The organism is Peribacillus sp. SRI_006 (genome assembly GCF_057586375.1).
This window is the reverse complement of sequence record NZ_JBYCZT010000006.1, coordinates 227,631-243,180: the sequence shown is the minus strand read 5'-3', so window position 1 is coordinate 243,180 and position 15,550 is coordinate 227,631. Positions and strand designations below refer to the sequence as shown.

Sequence of the window (15,550 nt, the reverse complement as noted above, 5' to 3'; positions counted from 1 at the left end):
TATACATGGGGGCGGAGAAACTATGAGTACAGGGCAGATGAGTGAAACGCAATTGGTCATCATTACCGGAATGTCCGGAGCAGGTAAGACAGTGGCGGTTCAAAGTTTTGAAGACCTCGGCTTTTTTTGCGTCGATAATTTGCCGCCCACGCTGTTGCCAAAGTTTTTGGAGTTAATGAAGGACTCCGGGAATAAGATGAATAAAGTGGCTCTTGTCATGGATTTAAGGGGAAGGGAATTTTTTGATTCCTTGTTTCTTGCACTGGATAATTTATCGGATGCAGCTGCAGTATCACCAAGAATCCTTTTTCTTGAAGCTGATGATGATTCCTTGGTACGCAGATATAAGGAAACGAGAAGGACCCATCCCCTTGCTCCATTAGGCCGGCCATTGGAAGGCATTAAAATGGAACGGGAACTTTTGGACGAATTGAAGGGAAGGGCCCAGTTGATCTTTAATACTTCCCAACTGAAACCGCGCGAATTGAGGGAGAAAATCGCTTCGGAATTTTCTGCTGATAAAAGTGTCGGTTTTACAGTCAATGTCATGTCGTTCGGGTTCAAGCATGGTCTGCCGATAGATGCCGACCTTGTGTTTGATGTACGGTTCCTGCCAAATCCATATTATATTGACCATATGAGGCCAAGGACTGGCTTGGAACAGGAAGTGTCTAGTTACGTTTTAAAATGGAGTGAAACGCAAAAATTCTTGGAAAAAGTGACCGATCTGCTCGCTTTCATGCTTCCGTATTATAAACGTGAAGGGAAAGCACAGCTTGTTGTTGCCATTGGGTGTACAGGCGGCCAGCATCGTTCTGTAGCATTGACGGAGTATATTTCAAACCACTTCAAAAAGGATTACAGGGTTCAAGTATCACATCGCGATATCGAAAAAAGTAAGGGGAAAGCAGATGTTAGATAAAAAGAAACAGCCTAAGGTTGTGATCATCGGTGGAGGAACCGGCCTTCCTGTTTTGTTGAGAGGGTTAAAGAAGCATCCGGTGGATATAACGGCAATCGTAACGGTAGCTGATGATGGTGGAAGTTCAGGCCGCCTTCGCGAAGATATGGATATTCCCGCTCCGGGTGATATTCGTAACGTGCTGGCTGCGTTATCGGATGTAGAGCCCCTTGTTGAACAAATGTTTCAGCATCGCTTTCAAAGTAAAAATGAGTTGTCCGGGCATTCGCTGGGGAATTTGATACTTGCGGCAATGACTTCGCTGACCGGGGATTTCGTCCATGCGATCCAGGAAATGAGTAAATTCCTTAATGTCCGCGGTAAAGTGCTTCCGGCTGCGAATCAAAGTGTGGTTCTCCATGCAGAGATGGATGACGGCACGATTGTTACAGGAGAGTCCAAGATTCCCTTCTCAGGAAAGAAAATAAAAAAAGTGTTCCTGTCTCCTCATCATATAAAGCCGCTTAGTGAAACTCTACAGGAAATCAAGCAGGCAGATCTTATAGTCATAGGTCCAGGAAGCCTATATACTAGTATTCTGCCTAACTTACTTGTCCCTGGTTTAGGAGAAGAGGTTGCCCGTTCCAAGGCGAAGAAGGTGTACATTTGCAATTTGATGACACAAGCCGGCGAGACTCTGGATTATAGCGCGAGTGATCATATAAAAGCGATATATGACCATATGGGAAATGCATATATTGACAGGATACTTGTTAATAATGAGGAAATACCAACCGAGATTCAGCAGCGCTATCAAGCTGAATATGCAAAACCGGTCATGTATGATGTGGAAAGCTTAAAAATGATGGGTCTTGAAATCATACAAGAACGCATTTTCAGCTATGAAGGGAATGTAATACGCCATGATACAAAAAAAGTGGCGGATTTGCTTTATAATATGCTTGTAAATGAAACAAAAAGCCACATAGAACCGTAGATATAAGCGGGGACGGCTTTTTGATTGATAAAAATAGATTACCTGCGTTCGATTGGGGGTGAAATGGATGTCTTTTGCTTCAGAAACAAAAAAAGAGCTTACAACATTAGAGGGAAAGGATTGCTGCGGTAAAGCGGAATTGTGTGCGCTTATCCGGATGAACGGATCCCTTTCATTTTCTAATCGGAAGCTTGTTGTGGATATTCAAACTGAGAATGCTGCGATTGCCAGAAGGATTTATACGCTGCTTAAAAAAAGTTATGAGGTCCAGGTCGAGCTGTTGGTCCGTAAGAAGATGAAGCTTAAAAAGAACAATGTATATATTGTCAGGATGTCATCCGGAGGGCAGCGGGTTTTAACCGATTTGGAAATTTTAGGCGATGGCTTTGAAATTCTCCATGATATATCCGATACTATTGTTGGGAAGAAATGCTGTAAGCGTTCTTATCTAAGAGGTGCATTTCTTGCAGGGGGTTCGGTAAACAATCCGGAAACGTCTTCCTATCACCTTGAGATTTTCTCACTTTATAAAGAGCACAATGATGCACTTTGTGAGCTAATGAATAAGTTTGGCTTGAAGGCCAAGACACTTGAACGCAAGAAGGGGTACATCATTTATTTGAAAGAAGCCGAAAAGATTGCCGAGTTTTTAAGTATAGTTGGCGCCCATTCAGCTTTATTAAGGTTCGAGGATGTACGGATTGTCCGTGATATGCGTAATTCAGTGAATCGGCTTGTGAATTGTGAAACAGCCAATTTGAACAAAACGATCGGGGCATCATTGCGACAGGTTGAAAATATCCATTATATCGAGGATACGGTAGGACTTAGCATTTTACCGGATAAGCTTCGGGAAATTGCGGAGCTTAGGATAGCGTTTCAGGATATAACCTTAAAGGAACTTGGGGAAATGGTATCCGGGGGAACCATCAGTAAGTCCGGGATTAATCACCGATTGCGAAAGATTGATGAAATAGCTGACAGGCTCCGTGGGGGAGAGGCTATTGCTGCGAAAAAATAAAGCTAACAGGGGAGATCAAGATGGTGGAGAAACAAGTTGAGGTAAAATTGAAAACGGGTTTGCAAGCTCGGCCGGCGGCTCTTTTTGTACAAGAAGCTAACCGCTTTCATTCAGATGTTTTTCTTGAAAAAGAAGGAAAGAAAGTGAATGCAAAAAGTATAATGGGATTAATGAGCCTTGCCATCAGTTCTGGTGTGTCCGTGAAGTTAATCATTGAAGGACGCGATGAAAAAGAAGCATTAGAAGCATTGGAAGAGTTCGTTCAGCAAGAGGGTTAAAAAAGGGGATGCCTAAATGTGCATCCTTTTCTTTTATCATGGAAAAAAAGGCTCCGGAAGTCGCTTATGGCGATGTCCGGAGCCTTTCTTTTGTTGCAGGATTACTTAGAGTTTTTATCATCAAGAACGCTGCGCGTGATGACTTTGTCAATCAAGCCATATTCAAGAGCTCTTTCGGAAGTCATGAAGTTATCACGTTCCGTATCTCTTTGAAGGACTTCGATAGGTTGACCCGTACGTTCTGCCAAGATTTGGTTCAGTTTATCTTTCAAGTGAAGGATACGGCGGGCAGCAATTTCAATTTCCGTAGCTTGACCTTGAGCTCCTCCAAGTGGTTGGTGAATCATGACTTCACTGTTTGGCAATGCATAACGTTTGCCTTTTTCGCCAGCGGCCAATAGGAAAGCACCCATGGAAGCGGCCATACCGATGCATACTGTCGAAACATTAGGTTTGATATATTGCATAGTATCGTAAATGGCCATACCGGAAGTGATGCTTCCGCCAGGGCTGTTGATGTATAGAGTGATATCTTTTTCAGGATTTTCCGCTTCTAAAAATAGTAATTGAGCAACAATGGAGTTGGAAACATTATCGTCAATTGCACTTCCTAGCATAATGATCCGGTCTTTTAATAAACGGGAGTAAATATCGTAGGCACGCTCCCCACGACTTGTTTGTTCGATAACTGTAGGAATTAAATTCATGTTCATTTCCTCCTTCGATTAAGAGAATCATTTAAATTCTTTATGTATGTATGATACACTTTTTGGTCAATTTAGGTCAAACAAAACAAACCCTATTATGGATAATTTGTTCGACAATTTTCTGGCTAAGGCTCCTTCCTGATAGAATGTTTTATATATTATGCCGCACAGGGATGAATTTCCACATTACCCATAATACCCAAATGATAAAGTTTTAAACCTGATAACCCTTGCAAAGGAGGGAATTCTATCATATAATGAAGTCTGTTGAAAACATATTTTCTATTACGCCCTCGTAGTGCAACGGATAGAACGCAAGCCTCCGAAGCTTGAAATGCAGGTTCGATTCCTGCCGAGGGCATTACCAATCTTCTGCTTAATAAAGTGGGGGATTTTTTATTGGTCATTTTTAGGAGAGTTAAAATTTTTGCCGAATTTGCTCATTTTCCGTAATATTCCATCGAATCCTGTAATGTCGATCCTGTCTTGAAAATATTCGCCCACACTATTGAAAAATGGTGATTTTTCAATAAAAGTAGTTGTTAAATTTGCGTTTCTAACATATAGTATTTAAAACAAATAAACTATTCAGAAAAAAACGTAAGCGTTTTCATGGGTTTTTGTGTAGAATTTTCTCCTGATAATGTAAAATGGAGTGGGGGAGGGATGAATCGATGAGTATGAATATGAAAGCAGGACTTTTTCAACAGCAAACATTAAAGATGGCAATGACCCAGGAGCTCATGCAAGCTATTACATTGCTGCAATACTCCTCGCAGGAGCTATCGGCTTTTTTAGAAAATAAAATGGTGGAGAACCCATTACTGTCAATAGATCAGCCAACATCTTCTTTATTTCAGCCAACTTTTGACCGCAAAAAAGGTAAACGGACTCTTAAAAATACGTATGATGCCAACTATTGGATTGAACAGATCAGTGAAGATACCATATCGCTGGAACAGCATATCATGTCCCAAGTGAATCACCAGCAGTTTTCCGGTGAGCAGCAAAAGGCAATGCTTCTATTAATTCATAACCTTGATGAAAACGGTTACTTAAGGACTCAGCTGGATGATATATGCATCCCAGGCATATCTCCGGCCGTTTTGGAAGAGTGTCTCTCGATTTTACAGGAACTCGAACCGCATGGCATCGGAGCGAGGAATCTTCAAGAGTGCCTTTTGCTTCAAGTGAAAGCAGAAGGGGAGAATCTGCTGGCAGAATCGATCATAGAAAACCATTTCCTCGATTTTGCTGAAAAGCGCTGGAAAGACCTAAGTAAGAAAATCGGTGTTACACTGAAGGAGATTCAAGAGGTCTTTGATTATGTCCAGACGTTGAACCCGCGTCCGGCATCACTCTTTTTTCAGGAAAAACCTTCTTATATAGTGCCGGATGTGGTCGTGGAAGTTCGGGATGGCATGCTGCTTGTCGGGAATTATGATGGTAACACACCCAATCTTAATGTGGATAAAGGGTATTTAAACCGAATGAAGAGCCATAAAGATCAGGGAGTTCAGCGGTTTATCCAGGATAAGTGGCAGGAATACCAATGGATCTCCAGGGGAATCCAACAGAGAAAAGAAACGATATTGAAGGTTATTCAGTGCATCGTCGAAAAACAGCCGGCGTGCTTTCATCATGGCCTGAACTATTTGAAGCCGATGACGATGAAAGAAATCGCAGACGAACTTGGCATACATGAGTCCACAGTAAGCCGGGCAGTTAAGGGGAAGTACGTACAGACACCATTTGGCACGATAGAGATGCGGATATTTTTCACTACTTCTTTACAGTCGGTCGGCCTTGATGAGGATATGTCGGGCATGCAAGCGAAAAAGAGCCTCCAGGCAGCCATCAATGGGGAAAATAAACAAAAGCCGCTTTCGGATCAAGACTTGGCAGAACGGCTGAAGGAAGAGCATGGAATTATCCTGGCACGCCGAACCGTTGCCAAGTACCGGGAACAATTAGGGATCCCTTCTTCATCAAAACGAAAAAGATATGACTGAAAAGGGTGAGTGGTTTTGGAAACGAACGCGTTTGTTTTATATAGTAGGGATAAATGCCCGTTATGTGATAAAGCCAAGCAGGTACTCGAAGAAGTGAAAGTGGAGTCAGGCATAGGCTATAAGGAAATCGATATCCATACCGATGATGATTTGCTTGAGAGATTCGGGCTGATGATTCCTGTCGTTGAATGGAAAGATGAAATCGTTCAGTTCGGAAACGTTGATAAATCAGCTCTAAATAGGCTTTTGGAAAAATAATTTTTCAAATCATTTGAAGAAACATTCCGTTCCTGCTAGAATAAAATATGTAGCAGGAATATTTTTTTGTTTTAAGTGGGACAGAAAATGACTACGCGGGACGTTAAATGTCCAACTTAACTTTTTAGGAGTTTTAAATATGCGTACATTACTCGAGGTACAAAGAAAATTATTGCCCGATTTCCTTTTGGTTATGCAAAAAAGATATGATATCCTGCGTTATATCAAAATGATGCAGCCGGTTGGAAGGCGCAGTCTGTCCGTGAGCCTTAATTTGACAGAGCGGACGCTTAGAGGCGAGGTTGATTTTCTGAAAAGTCAGAACCTGGTTAACATCTTCAGCTCTGGCATGACGCTGACTGATGAAGGGATTGAAATCCTGGATAAGTTAGAAGGAATAATGCGTGAAGTAATGGGTATAGACATAATGGAAAAGCAATTGCAGGATTTGTTACAAGTGGATGAAGTCATAATTGTCTCAGGAAATTGTGATGAAACCCCATGGGTGAAAAAAGAATTGGGTAAAGCTTGTGCAAACCGTATGAAACGAGAATGGAACTCAAAGAATATCATTGCGGTTACTGGCGGATCGACAATGGCCGAAGTGGCTAATTCGTTGTCACCTGATGAAGGATCCAGGAAATTGACATTTGTCCCAGCACGCGGGGGAATTGGTGAAGCGGTGCAGAATCAGGCCAATACGATTGTCGAAAAAATGGCACAGAAGGCTCAAGCCTCCTACAGAGTGTTATATGTACCCGATCAATTAAGCGGTGAGGTTTATGCATCATTTCAGAAGGAACCTGCAATTAAAGAAGTGATTTCCCAAATCAAGTCTGCCGATATGATCATTCATGGAATCGGTGATGCCATGGCGATGGCAGAGAGAAGAAATTCTTCGCCAGAAATGTTAAAGAAGCTGTTAGATGGAAATGCTGTAGGAGAGGCATTCGGTTATTATTACGATGAAAACGGCAAAGTTGTTCATAAAGTTTTGACAGTCGGCATCCAGTTAGATGATCTTAGCCCTGAAAAGCGAGTGATAACTGTGGCAGGTGGCAAAACTAAAGCAAAGGCTATCCGTTCCTACATGAAAGGCGCACCTTCATCGACCGTTTTGATCACGGATGAAGCTGCGGCACAAGAGTTAATTCAGGGGAATTACACCCCTTAATATATTTGCGAACTTAAAAGGAGGAATTTTTCATGGCAGTAAAAGTTGGTATTAATGGTTTTGGACGTATTGGACGTAATGTATTTCGTGCAGCATTGAGTAATCCTGGGGTAGAGATTGTTGCTATTAACGACTTAACGGATGCTAATATGTTAGCGCACCTTCTTCAATACGATACAATTCATGGGTCTCTTAATGAAAAAGTAGCAGTTGATGGGGATTACCTTGTTGTTGATGGTCACAAAGTAAAAGTATTGGCTGAACGTGATCCTGCACAATTAGCATGGGGTGAACTGGGAGTAGAAGTAGTTGTGGAATCTACTGGACGTTTCACAAAACGTGCGGATGCAGCTAAGCATTTAGAAGCTGGCGCGAAAAAAGTAATCATCTCTGCTCCTGCATCTGATGAAGATATCACGATCGTCATGGGTGTAAACGAAGACAAATATGATGCAGCAAACCACCATGTAATCTCTAATGCTTCTTGTACAACGAACTGCTTAGCTCCATTTGCTAAAGTGCTTCATGAACAATTCGGAATCAAACGCGGTATGATGACTACTGTTCACTCTTATACAAATGATCAGCAAATCCTTGATTTGCCTCATAAAGATTACCGTCGTGCACGTGCAGCTGCCGAGAATATCATTCCTACAACAACTGGGGCAGCAAAAGCTGTTGCACTTGTCCTTCCTGAACTTAAAGGGAAATTGAATGGTATGGCAATGCGTGTACCTACTCCAAACGTGTCTGTTGTCGACCTTGTTGCTGAACTTGAAAAAGACACAACAGTTGAAGAAGTTAATGCAGCATTCAAAAAGGCTTCTGAAGGTGAATTAAAAGGAATCCTTGAGTACAGCGAACTTCCGCTAGTATCAACTGACTATAACGGTAACCCATCATCATCTACAATCGATGCCCTTTCCACAATGGTAATGGAAGGAAACATGGTTAAAGTATTATCTTGGTATGATAATGAAACAGGATATTCAAGCCGTGTTGTTGATTTGATTGACTATTTGGCTAAAAAAGGATTGTAATTAGAATAATAAAAAAACCTCACCAAGGTGAGGTTTTTTTTATCACAGCCCTAAAAAAACTTGGCAGAAGATGATATTATTAGTAAGTCATTAATCAGTCAAGCGTTTACATTTCTTGTTTTTGGATAATTTCCTGGAAACCGACTATAATGAAAAAGAGAAAAGGGGAGTTGGGAAATTTACCCTCTCCCTTTTTGGCTAAAAGAATCAAAAATATGATAACAATATCTAAGGAGGTTCTTGGATTATGAATAAAAAGTCAATTAAAGATATTGAATTAAAGGGGAAACGCGTATTTTGCCGTGTTGATTTCAACGTGCCGATGCAGGACGGAAAGATCTCGGATGATACGAGAATCAAGGCTGCACTGCCGACGATTTCCTATTTGACAGAACAAGGCGCAAAAGTCATCTTAGCCAGCCATCTTGGCCGTCCTAAAGGACAAGTCGTAGAAGAATTGCGTTTAGCACCTGTTGCGGAAAGACTAAGCGAACTTAGCGGCAAAGATGTGCAAAACGCAGAAGAAGCATACGGCGAGACCGTTCAATCAATCATTGAAAACATGCAAAATGGCGAGATCCTGTTGTTGGAAAACGTTCGTTTCTATCCAGGAGAAGAGAAGAACGATCAAGAATTGGCGAAGTCATTTGCGGCACTGGCTGATGTTTATGTTAACGATGCATTCGGAGCTGCGCACCGTGCACATGCTTCAACTGAAGGAATAGCTCACCATCTCCCGGCCGTTGCTGGATTGCTGATGGAAAAAGAGCTTTCTGTACTTGGAAAAGCCCTATCCAACCCAGAACGTCCTTTTACAGCTATAATTGGCGGAGCAAAAGTAAAGGATAAGATAGGCGTTATCGAAAACCTTTTGGAAAAAGTCGATCACTTGATCATTGGTGGTGGATTGGGTTACACATTCATTAAAGCGCAAGGTCATGAAATCGGTAATTCTTTATTGGAAGAAGACAAAATAGAATTGGCCAAATCTTTCATCGAAAGTGCAAAAGAAAAAGGCGTAAAACTTCACTTGCCTATCGATGCAGTCGTAACTGCTGAATTTTCACCTGATGCAGAGGCGGATAATGTCGATATCGATGCTATTCCAAGTGATAAAATGGCTCTTGATATCGGACCAAAAACAAGTGAATTATTTGCGGATGTAATCAAAAGTTCCAAGCTTGTCATTTGGAATGGACCAATGGGTGTATTCGAGTTCGATAAATTTGCGAATGGAACGAGAACCGTTGCTCAAGCCTTGGCGGAAGCAAATGATACGTACAGCATTGTTGGCGGAGGAGACTCGGCCGCAGCTGCAGAAAAGTTTGGACTGGCAGAAAAGATGTCCCATATTTCAACTGGCGGCGGTGCATCTCTTGAGTTCATGGAAGGCAAAGAGTTGCCTGGCGTTGTAGCCTTGAACGATAAATAAGATTGAACCGTTACATATTTCAACATTAGAAGGGATGAGAAACCAAATGCGTAAACCGATTATTGCAGGAAACTGGAAAATGAATAAAACACTATCTGAAGCGACTGCCTTTTTAGAAGAAGTGAGCAATTTGATTCCGAAGCAAGATGTAATCGATACGGTTGTATGTGCTCCAGCTTTATTTTTGGATCAGCTCGTTCAAGCAGCAAAAGGAACCGATGTGAAAATCGGGGCACAGAACATGCACTTTGAAGAAAGCGGTGCTTTCACAGGAGAAATCAGCCCAATCGCCTTGGCTGATCTTGGGGTATCCTACGTCATACTTGGTCATTCTGAGCGCAGGGAAATGTTCAACGAAACGGATGAAGCCGTTAATAAAAAAGCTCATGCCGCTTTTGCCCACCAGTTGACCCCGATCGTTTGCTGCGGTGAAACACTTGAGCAAAGGGAAGCTGGCGAAACGAATGATTTCGTAGGCAGCCAGATTGAGAAAGGCCTAGCAGGATTATCTGACGATCAATTGAAACAAGCCGTTATTGCATATGAGCCGATTTGGGCGATTGGAACAGGAAAATCGTCATCTGCTCAAGATGCTAATGAAGTTTGTGCGCATATCCGCTCAGTCGTTGCCGACAAATTTTCAAATGAAGCAGCTGCAGCCATCCGCATTCAGTACGGTGGCAGTGTAAAACCTGAGAATATTAAAGAGTACATGGCACAACCTGATATAGACGGTGCATTGGTTGGCGGTGCTAGCTTGAAATCCGATTCATTTTTACAATTGCTGGAGGCTGGTCACTATGAGTAAGTCGCCTGTGGCACTTATCATCTTAGACGGTTTTGGCTGCCGTAACGAAGAAAAGGGTAATGCTGTTTTTCATGCGAAAAAACCGAACTTTGACCGATATTGGGAACAGTATCCGCACTCCCATTTAACTGCAAGCGGGGAAGCGGTCGGCTTGCCTGCCGGTCAAATGGGGAACTCGGAAGTGGGCCATTTGAATATCGGGGCAGGACGGATCGTTTATCAAAGCCTGACCCGAGTGAACCTGGCAATACGTGAAGGTGAGTTTGCACAAAACCCAACTTTGGTCGATGCCATGAGCCATACCAAGAAAAAAGGCACGGACCTTCATCTTTTCGGTCTTCTTTCAGATGGCGGCGTGCATAGTCATATCGATCATATGTATGCCCTTTTGAAATTGGCCGCTAAAGAAGGAGTTAAAAATGTATATGTACATGCATTTTTAGATGGCCGTGATGTCGGACCGAAAACGGCACAGGGTTATATTAAGGAAGCGGAAGCGAAAATGAAGGAAATCGGTGTTGGTCAGTTTGCGACCATTTCCGGAAGATATTATTCGATGGACCGTGATAAGCGCTGGGAACGTGTGGAGAAATCCTACCGTTCGATGGTGTATGGTGATGGCCCTGCTTACTCTTCTGCGATGGAATGTGTCGAGGATTCGTACGAACATGGAATTTTCGACGAGTTCGTGATACCTTCAGTCATAACGGCGGAAGACGGTAAACCGGTGGCAACGATTAAAGATGATGATGCCGTAATCTTTTATAACTTCCGTCCAGACCGGGCGATCCAGATTTCCAATACGTTCACGAATGAGGATTTCCGCTCATTTGACCGCGGTCCTGGACATCCGAAGCATCTCCATTTTGTCTGCTTGACACATTTTTCAGAAACAGTTGACGGATATGTTGCATTTAATCCGACAAATCTTGATAATACATTAGGGGAAGTACTTTCCCAAAACCAGCTTACCCAGCTTCGTATCGCCGAAACTGAAAAATATCCGCATGTGACGTTTTTCATGAGCGGCGGACGTGAAGAGAAGTTTCCTGGTGAAGAGAGGATTTTAATTAATTCTCCAAAAGTCGCTACATATGATTTACAACCGGAAATGAGTGCTTATGAAGTGACGGATGCATTGGTGGAACAAATTGAGGCTGACCGTTTTGATGCCATTCTCTTGAATTTTGCCAACCCGGATATGGTCGGTCATTCAGGGATGCTTGAGCCTACCATTAAAGCGATTGAAACAGTGGATGAATGCCTAGGCAGGATTGTCGATTTAATCGTCTCAAAAGGCGGTACAGCGATCATCACCGCTGACCATGGGAATGCTGATGAAGTGGTAACGCTAGAAGGCAACCCGATGACAGCCCATACTACGAATCCCGTTCCTGTCATTATCACTAAAAATCAGGTAACATTAAGAACAGGTGGTATCTTAGGCGATTTAGCTCCAACGATGCTTGATTTGCTTGGAGTCGAAAAACCTGTTGAAATGACAGGGGAATCCCTATTATCTAAATAAAATTGTGAATAGGAAAAGGAGAGATTTATAATGCCGTACATCGAACATGTATATGCACGCGAAGTGCTAGATTCACGTGGTAACCCAACAATAGAAGTAGAAATCCAAACAGAGTCCGGATACTTCGGACGTGCAATCGTACCATCAGGTGCTTCAACAGGAGAACACGAAGCTGTTGAGCTTCGTGACGGGGATAAATCTCGCTACCTGGGTAAAGGGGTACAAAAAGCAGTCGATAATGTAAATGATATCATTGCTGAAGCTGTCATCGGTTTGGATGTAACGAACCAAGCAGGCCTTGACCTTACTATGATTGAATTGGATGGCACTGAAAACAAAGGTAACTTGGGAGCCAATGCAATCCTTGGCGTATCAATGGCTGCTGCCCATGCCGCTGCGGAATTTTCTGGATTACCATTGTATCGTTACCTTGGTGGGTTCAATGCGAAACAACTTCCGACTCCAATGATGAACATCATTAACGGCGGATCACATGCCGATAACAATGTTGACTTCCAGGAATTCATGATCCTTCCTGTAGGGGCTCCTAGCTTCAAAGAAGCAGTTCGTATGGGTGCAGAAGTATTCCATGCCTTGAAATCTGTCCTTTCAGCCAAAGGCTTGAATACGGCAGTCGGCGATGAAGGCGGCTTTGCGCCAAACCTTGGTTCAAACCGTGAAGCGCTTCAAGTCATCATCGAGGCAATTGAAAAAGCTGGCTACAAAGCAGGCGAAGATATCTACCTTGGCATGGACGTGGCTTCATCTGAATTCTATAACAAAGAAACAGGCAAATATGATCTTGCAGGCGAAGGCCGCAATGGTGTTACATCCGAAGAAATGGTTGCTTTCTATGAAGAGCTAGTGAATGAATTCCCTATTATCTCCATCGAAGACGGCCTGGATGAAAATGACTGGGATGGCCACAAGCTTCTAACGGAACGCATCGGTTCTAAAGTTCAGCTTGTTGGTGACGATCTTTTCGTAACGAACACGAAAAAATTGGCTGAAGGCATCGAAAAAGGCATCGGTAACTCCATCCTGATCAAAGTGAACCAAATTGGTACACTGACCGAAACGTTTGATGCAATCGAAATGGCTAAACGCGCAGGCTACACTGCAGTCGTTTCCCACCGTTCAGGTGAAACGGAAGATGCAACGATCGCTGATATCGCCGTTGCAACAAACGCAGGACAAATCAAAACCGGTTCCATGTCCCGTACGGACCGTATCGCTAAATACAACCAACTTCTTCGCATCGAAGACCAACTTGGTGACTTGGCTGTATATGGCGGCTTGAAATCTTTCTATAACTTGAAAAAGTAATCTTTGCCAGAAGATGGATTACAGAAATTTTCCCTCCTATTCAATGTGGCCATCCACATTGAATAGGAGGTTTTTTATGTCCATAAATCAGTGACTGTTTCCAGCTTGAAAGGATTTAATCAAACGTTTGATTAATATAAAAAAAGGTGCCGCATCCGGGCACCTTTTTTTATTTACTCGATACAGCTTCCACTGGTACGGCATTATAGTATTCTTCTAATGTAATCTTCGCTTCAAAGATTTCAGTTGCGGCATCGACACCAACATAGCGGATATGCCATGGTTCGTATTTATAACCTGTGATGTTTTCCTTGCCTTCAGGGTAGCGAATGATAAATCCGTATTCATGTGCATGTTCAGCAAGCCAGGCAGCTTCATTCGTATCACCGAAGCAGTCTTGGGCAGCGCAAGCCCCATCGTGGGTCGTGACATCAATAGCCAGGCCCGTTTCATGTTCGCTTGTCCCAGGCATTGCACTGTAGGTTTTCGCCTTTTCTTCCCCGTCCTTAGCCACATAGTTATTAAAGACCTCGATCTGTCTTTGGTGAGAGCGATAAGCGGAAACGCCGGCAAAGTGCATGTTTTCTTTTTCGGCAGATTGGAACATTACTTCAAGTGCCTTTCCCGCTTCTTCGCGCATCATTCTTTTTTCAATTTTATCTTCAAAGATGAAATCCACTTTTGGGTAGATGAGGTCAGCAGGTTTGTAATCTTCAGGCAGGCTGTATTGTTTATTGACAAGTACAGGAATGCCTTCCGGATGGGCTAATGTCTGAAGGCCAGCCTGTCCGGGTTTAGCCGTTTCATCAACTTCCACCTGGCGTTGGGCCGATTCTTTTGAATCGTTATTCTTGTCGGTCTCAGTCTCCTTCTCAGTCTCCTGGGAGCTCGGTTGTTCTTCTTTTTGCTCTTTTTCATGCTCACTGGTCAGGTCGGATGAACAGCCAGCCATCAGAATGAAAGATGATAGAGCGGTTGCTGCAAATATAGGTTTTAACATATGAAAGGCCCCTTGCTTTTAATATAAGATTTCCAATAAAAGTAGTTTTGAAAATTATCGTGATAAGTAATCCCTTGTTAATTCACTTTGATATTTATCAAGAAATAAGCCAATCCAGACGACCATCAGTAAAAATGGATAATCGTTACGGATTGCGGTTTCCACGACGGGATCAGACCAAAAGCTCGAAAGGAAACCGGATGACATCCTGATTGTCTCGAATGTGACAAGGGCGTGAAGCGATAACCAAAGAATCGTAAGGGTATTGGTCCCGAACCCAATGACCGCCGCTATGACGCTCAGCAAGGCGGCTGCTGCCCCGATCAGGAGGACATGGAAGCTTGATTGGAAAAAGTCGATACCGCTATTGGAAAGTCCATTATAAATAATAGCAGTAAAATAAACGGTTGTCGTGATATATGCAGCAAATAATAAGTATCGATTTCCGTGATACTTTGCCAGCAGCAATAGAAGCGGTGATAGGATGATTAATAGGACGCTGAAGAAATTGCTTCCGCCTGCCCATAAAGAATAGCCGGCAACCGCCGAGAATAGGATGGTCAGGAGATCAAGAATCCGTAGTATGGACTTAAACATGTTGACACCTCTTTCTCTATTTATGCAAATTATCTCAAACTTTGATTCAAAAAGAAAATAAATGACTATGGGTTTTTAGGAATTCTTACCATCATAGTATAACAAAGATTGTGGATATTTATTGGGTGTGGTAAAGTTAAAGTAATTGTTTATTGGTTCTTCAGGAGGTGTAATTGCATGCATGCATTTCTCATAACGCTTTTAGTGATTGTCAGTATCGCCCTCATTGTGACGGTATTGCTTCAATCAGGTAAGAGTGCAGGTTTATCAGGTGCGATTGCCGGCGGTGCTGAGCAGTTATTCGGAAAGCAAAAGGCACGCGGTTTGGACCTGGTTTTACATCGTGCGACAATAGTATTGGCGATTCTATTCTTTGCTTTAACTTTACTTGTTGCATACTTTGATGTGTAATGGATCAAAAATGAGTCTAGCTAAATAGCTAGGCTTTTTTCTTTGCACAATAGTTGCATG

At 42.7% G+C, this 15,550-nt stretch carries 16 protein-coding genes and 1 tRNA gene; 14 read left to right on the top strand and 3 right to left on the bottom strand.

The genetic code is table 11. The features are described 5' to 3' along the window. The first annotated feature begins 22 nt into the window (after nucleotides 1–22). From rapZ to AC2YHV_RS10845, 4 genes are all read left to right on the top strand, one after another. Nucleotides 23–922 carry an RNase adapter RapZ gene (gene rapZ, locus AC2YHV_RS10860; protein ID WP_034309965.1) on the top strand — a complete coding sequence of 300 codons (900 nt, stop codon included), beginning with the start codon at nucleotides 23–25 and terminating at the stop codon, nucleotides 920–922. Beyond that, nucleotides 912–1,898: a gluconeogenesis factor YvcK family protein gene (locus AC2YHV_RS10855; RefSeq protein WP_057278110.1), complete on the top strand. Its 987-nt coding sequence runs from the start codon at nucleotides 912–914 to the stop codon at nucleotides 1,896–1,898. The genes rapZ and AC2YHV_RS10855 overlap by 11 nt, the downstream gene beginning before the upstream one ends. 67 nt (nucleotides 1,899–1,965) lie before the next feature. Further along, nucleotides 1,966–2,919 carry a DNA-binding protein WhiA gene (whiA, locus tag AC2YHV_RS10850; protein WP_034309971.1) on the top strand — a complete coding sequence of 318 codons (954 nt, stop codon included), beginning with the start codon at nucleotides 1,966–1,968 and terminating at the stop codon, nucleotides 2,917–2,919. Between the two features lie 20 nt (nucleotides 2,920–2,939). Further along, nucleotides 2,940–3,197 carry an HPr family phosphocarrier protein gene (locus AC2YHV_RS10845; protein ID WP_034309974.1) on the top strand — a complete coding sequence of 86 codons (258 nt, stop codon included), beginning with the start codon at nucleotides 2,940–2,942 and terminating at the stop codon, nucleotides 3,195–3,197. 101 nt (nucleotides 3,198–3,298) lie between these two features. Here AC2YHV_RS10845 and clpP read toward each other — a convergent pair whose 3' ends face one another. Further along, complete coding sequence (clpP, locus tag AC2YHV_RS10840; RefSeq protein ID WP_034309977.1) at nucleotides 3,299–3,904, bottom strand: ATP-dependent Clp endopeptidase proteolytic subunit ClpP; 606 nt, start codon at nucleotides 3,902–3,904, stop codon at nucleotides 3,299–3,301. Between the two features lie 289 nt (nucleotides 3,905–4,193). Here clpP and AC2YHV_RS10835 point away from each other — a divergent pair. From AC2YHV_RS10835 to eno, 9 genes are all read left to right on the top strand, one after another. After that, a tRNA-Arg gene (locus AC2YHV_RS10835) sits at nucleotides 4,194–4,265 on the top strand. A gap of 313 nt (nucleotides 4,266–4,578) precedes the next feature. Continuing rightward, nucleotides 4,579–5,916, top strand: coding sequence for an RNA polymerase factor sigma-54 (gene rpoN / locus AC2YHV_RS10830; RefSeq protein ID WP_222620024.1), 1,338 nt, complete (start codon nucleotides 4,579–4,581; stop codon nucleotides 5,914–5,916). A gap of 9 nt (nucleotides 5,917–5,925) precedes the next feature. Then, on the top strand, nucleotides 5,926–6,174 hold the full coding sequence (locus AC2YHV_RS10825) for a glutaredoxin family protein (RefSeq protein WP_377330560.1): 249 nt from the start codon (nucleotides 5,926–5,928) through the stop codon (nucleotides 6,172–6,174). A gap of 139 nt (nucleotides 6,175–6,313) precedes the next feature. After that, complete coding sequence (locus AC2YHV_RS10820; RefSeq protein WP_487373189.1) at nucleotides 6,314–7,348, top strand: sugar-binding transcriptional regulator; 1,035 nt, start codon at nucleotides 6,314–6,316, stop codon at nucleotides 7,346–7,348. A 32-nt stretch (nucleotides 7,349–7,380) separates the two neighbouring features. Further along, nucleotides 7,381–8,388 carry a type I glyceraldehyde-3-phosphate dehydrogenase gene (gap, locus tag AC2YHV_RS10815; protein WP_034309982.1) on the top strand — a complete coding sequence of 336 codons (1,008 nt, stop codon included), beginning with the start codon at nucleotides 7,381–7,383 and terminating at the stop codon, nucleotides 8,386–8,388. A gap of 247 nt (nucleotides 8,389–8,635) precedes the next feature. Further along, on the top strand, nucleotides 8,636–9,820 hold the full coding sequence (locus AC2YHV_RS10810; RefSeq protein WP_487373188.1) for a phosphoglycerate kinase: 1,185 nt from the start codon (nucleotides 8,636–8,638) through the stop codon (nucleotides 9,818–9,820). A gap of 46 nt (nucleotides 9,821–9,866) precedes the next feature. After that, nucleotides 9,867–10,628, top strand: a complete 762-nt coding sequence (tpiA, locus tag AC2YHV_RS10805) for a triose-phosphate isomerase (RefSeq protein WP_048688041.1) — start codon at nucleotides 9,867–9,869, stop codon at nucleotides 10,626–10,628. Next, the gene (gene gpmI / locus AC2YHV_RS10800; protein ID WP_034309990.1) at nucleotides 10,621–12,156 is read left to right on the top strand and encodes a 2,3-bisphosphoglycerate-independent phosphoglycerate mutase; all 1,536 of its coding nucleotides are present in this window, start codon (nucleotides 10,621–10,623) and stop codon (nucleotides 12,154–12,156) included. Before tpiA ends, gpmI begins: the two co-directional genes overlap by 8 nt. A gap of 30 nt (nucleotides 12,157–12,186) precedes the next feature. Beyond that, entirely contained in the window at nucleotides 12,187–13,482 is a 1,296-nt protein-coding gene (eno, locus tag AC2YHV_RS10795) for a phosphopyruvate hydratase (RefSeq protein ID WP_034309992.1), read from the top strand. 169 nt (nucleotides 13,483–13,651) lie between these two features. Here the strand turns inward: eno and AC2YHV_RS10790 are convergent, their stop codons facing one another. Both AC2YHV_RS10790 and AC2YHV_RS10785 read right to left on the bottom strand, forming a co-directional pair. Beyond that, on the bottom strand, nucleotides 13,652–14,482 hold the full coding sequence (locus tag AC2YHV_RS10790; RefSeq protein ID WP_487373187.1) for a M15 family metallopeptidase: 831 nt from the start codon (nucleotides 14,480–14,482) through the stop codon (nucleotides 13,652–13,654). 54 nt (nucleotides 14,483–14,536) lie between these two features. Further along, nucleotides 14,537–15,079 carry a hypothetical protein gene (locus AC2YHV_RS10785; RefSeq protein ID WP_283929621.1) on the bottom strand — a complete coding sequence of 181 codons (543 nt, stop codon included), beginning with the start codon at nucleotides 15,077–15,079 and terminating at the stop codon, nucleotides 14,537–14,539. Between the two features lie 177 nt (nucleotides 15,080–15,256). On the opposite strand from AC2YHV_RS10785, the gene secG reads away from it, so the two are divergent. Further along, nucleotides 15,257–15,490, top strand: coding sequence for a preprotein translocase subunit SecG (gene secG / locus AC2YHV_RS10780; RefSeq protein ID WP_034309999.1), 234 nt, complete (start codon nucleotides 15,257–15,259; stop codon nucleotides 15,488–15,490). Nucleotides 15,491–15,550 lie beyond the last annotated feature (60 nt).

Coding starts and splice junctions, on each gene's coding strand:
- gap (WP_034309982.1), top strand. CDS start 7,381: ATGGCAGTAAAAGTTGGTATTAATGGTTTTGGACGTATTGGACGTAAT.
- AC2YHV_RS10820 (WP_487373189.1), top strand. CDS start 6,314: ATGCGTACATTACTCGAGGTACAAAGAAAATTATTGCCCGATTTCCTT.
- AC2YHV_RS10855 (WP_057278110.1), top strand. CDS start 912: ATGTTAGATAAAAAGAAACAGCCTAAGGTTGTGATCATCGGTGGAGGA.
- AC2YHV_RS10810 (WP_487373188.1), top strand. CDS start 8,636: ATGAATAAAAAGTCAATTAAAGATATTGAATTAAAGGGGAAACGCGTA.
- secG (WP_034309999.1), top strand. CDS start 15,257: ATGCATGCATTTCTCATAACGCTTTTAGTGATTGTCAGTATCGCCCTC.
- rapZ (WP_034309965.1), top strand. CDS start 23: ATGAGTACAGGGCAGATGAGTGAAACGCAATTGGTCATCATTACCGGA.
- gpmI (WP_034309990.1), top strand. CDS start 10,621: ATGAGTAAGTCGCCTGTGGCACTTATCATCTTAGACGGTTTTGGCTGC.
- clpP (WP_034309977.1), bottom strand. CDS start 3,904: ATGAATTTAATTCCTACAGTTATCGAACAAACAAGTCGTGGGGAGCGT.
- AC2YHV_RS10790 (WP_487373187.1), bottom strand. CDS start 14,482: ATGTTAAAACCTATATTTGCAGCAACCGCTCTATCATCTTTCATTCTG.
- rpoN (WP_222620024.1), top strand. CDS start 4,579: ATGAGTATGAATATGAAAGCAGGACTTTTTCAACAGCAAACATTAAAG.
- whiA (WP_034309971.1), top strand. CDS start 1,966: ATGTCTTTTGCTTCAGAAACAAAAAAAGAGCTTACAACATTAGAGGGA.
- tpiA (WP_048688041.1), top strand. CDS start 9,867: ATGCGTAAACCGATTATTGCAGGAAACTGGAAAATGAATAAAACACTA.
- eno (WP_034309992.1), top strand. CDS start 12,187: ATGCCGTACATCGAACATGTATATGCACGCGAAGTGCTAGATTCACGT.
- AC2YHV_RS10845 (WP_034309974.1), top strand. CDS start 2,940: ATGGTGGAGAAACAAGTTGAGGTAAAATTGAAAACGGGTTTGCAAGCT.
- AC2YHV_RS10785 (WP_283929621.1), bottom strand. CDS start 15,079: ATGTTTAAGTCCATACTACGGATTCTTGATCTCCTGACCATCCTATTC.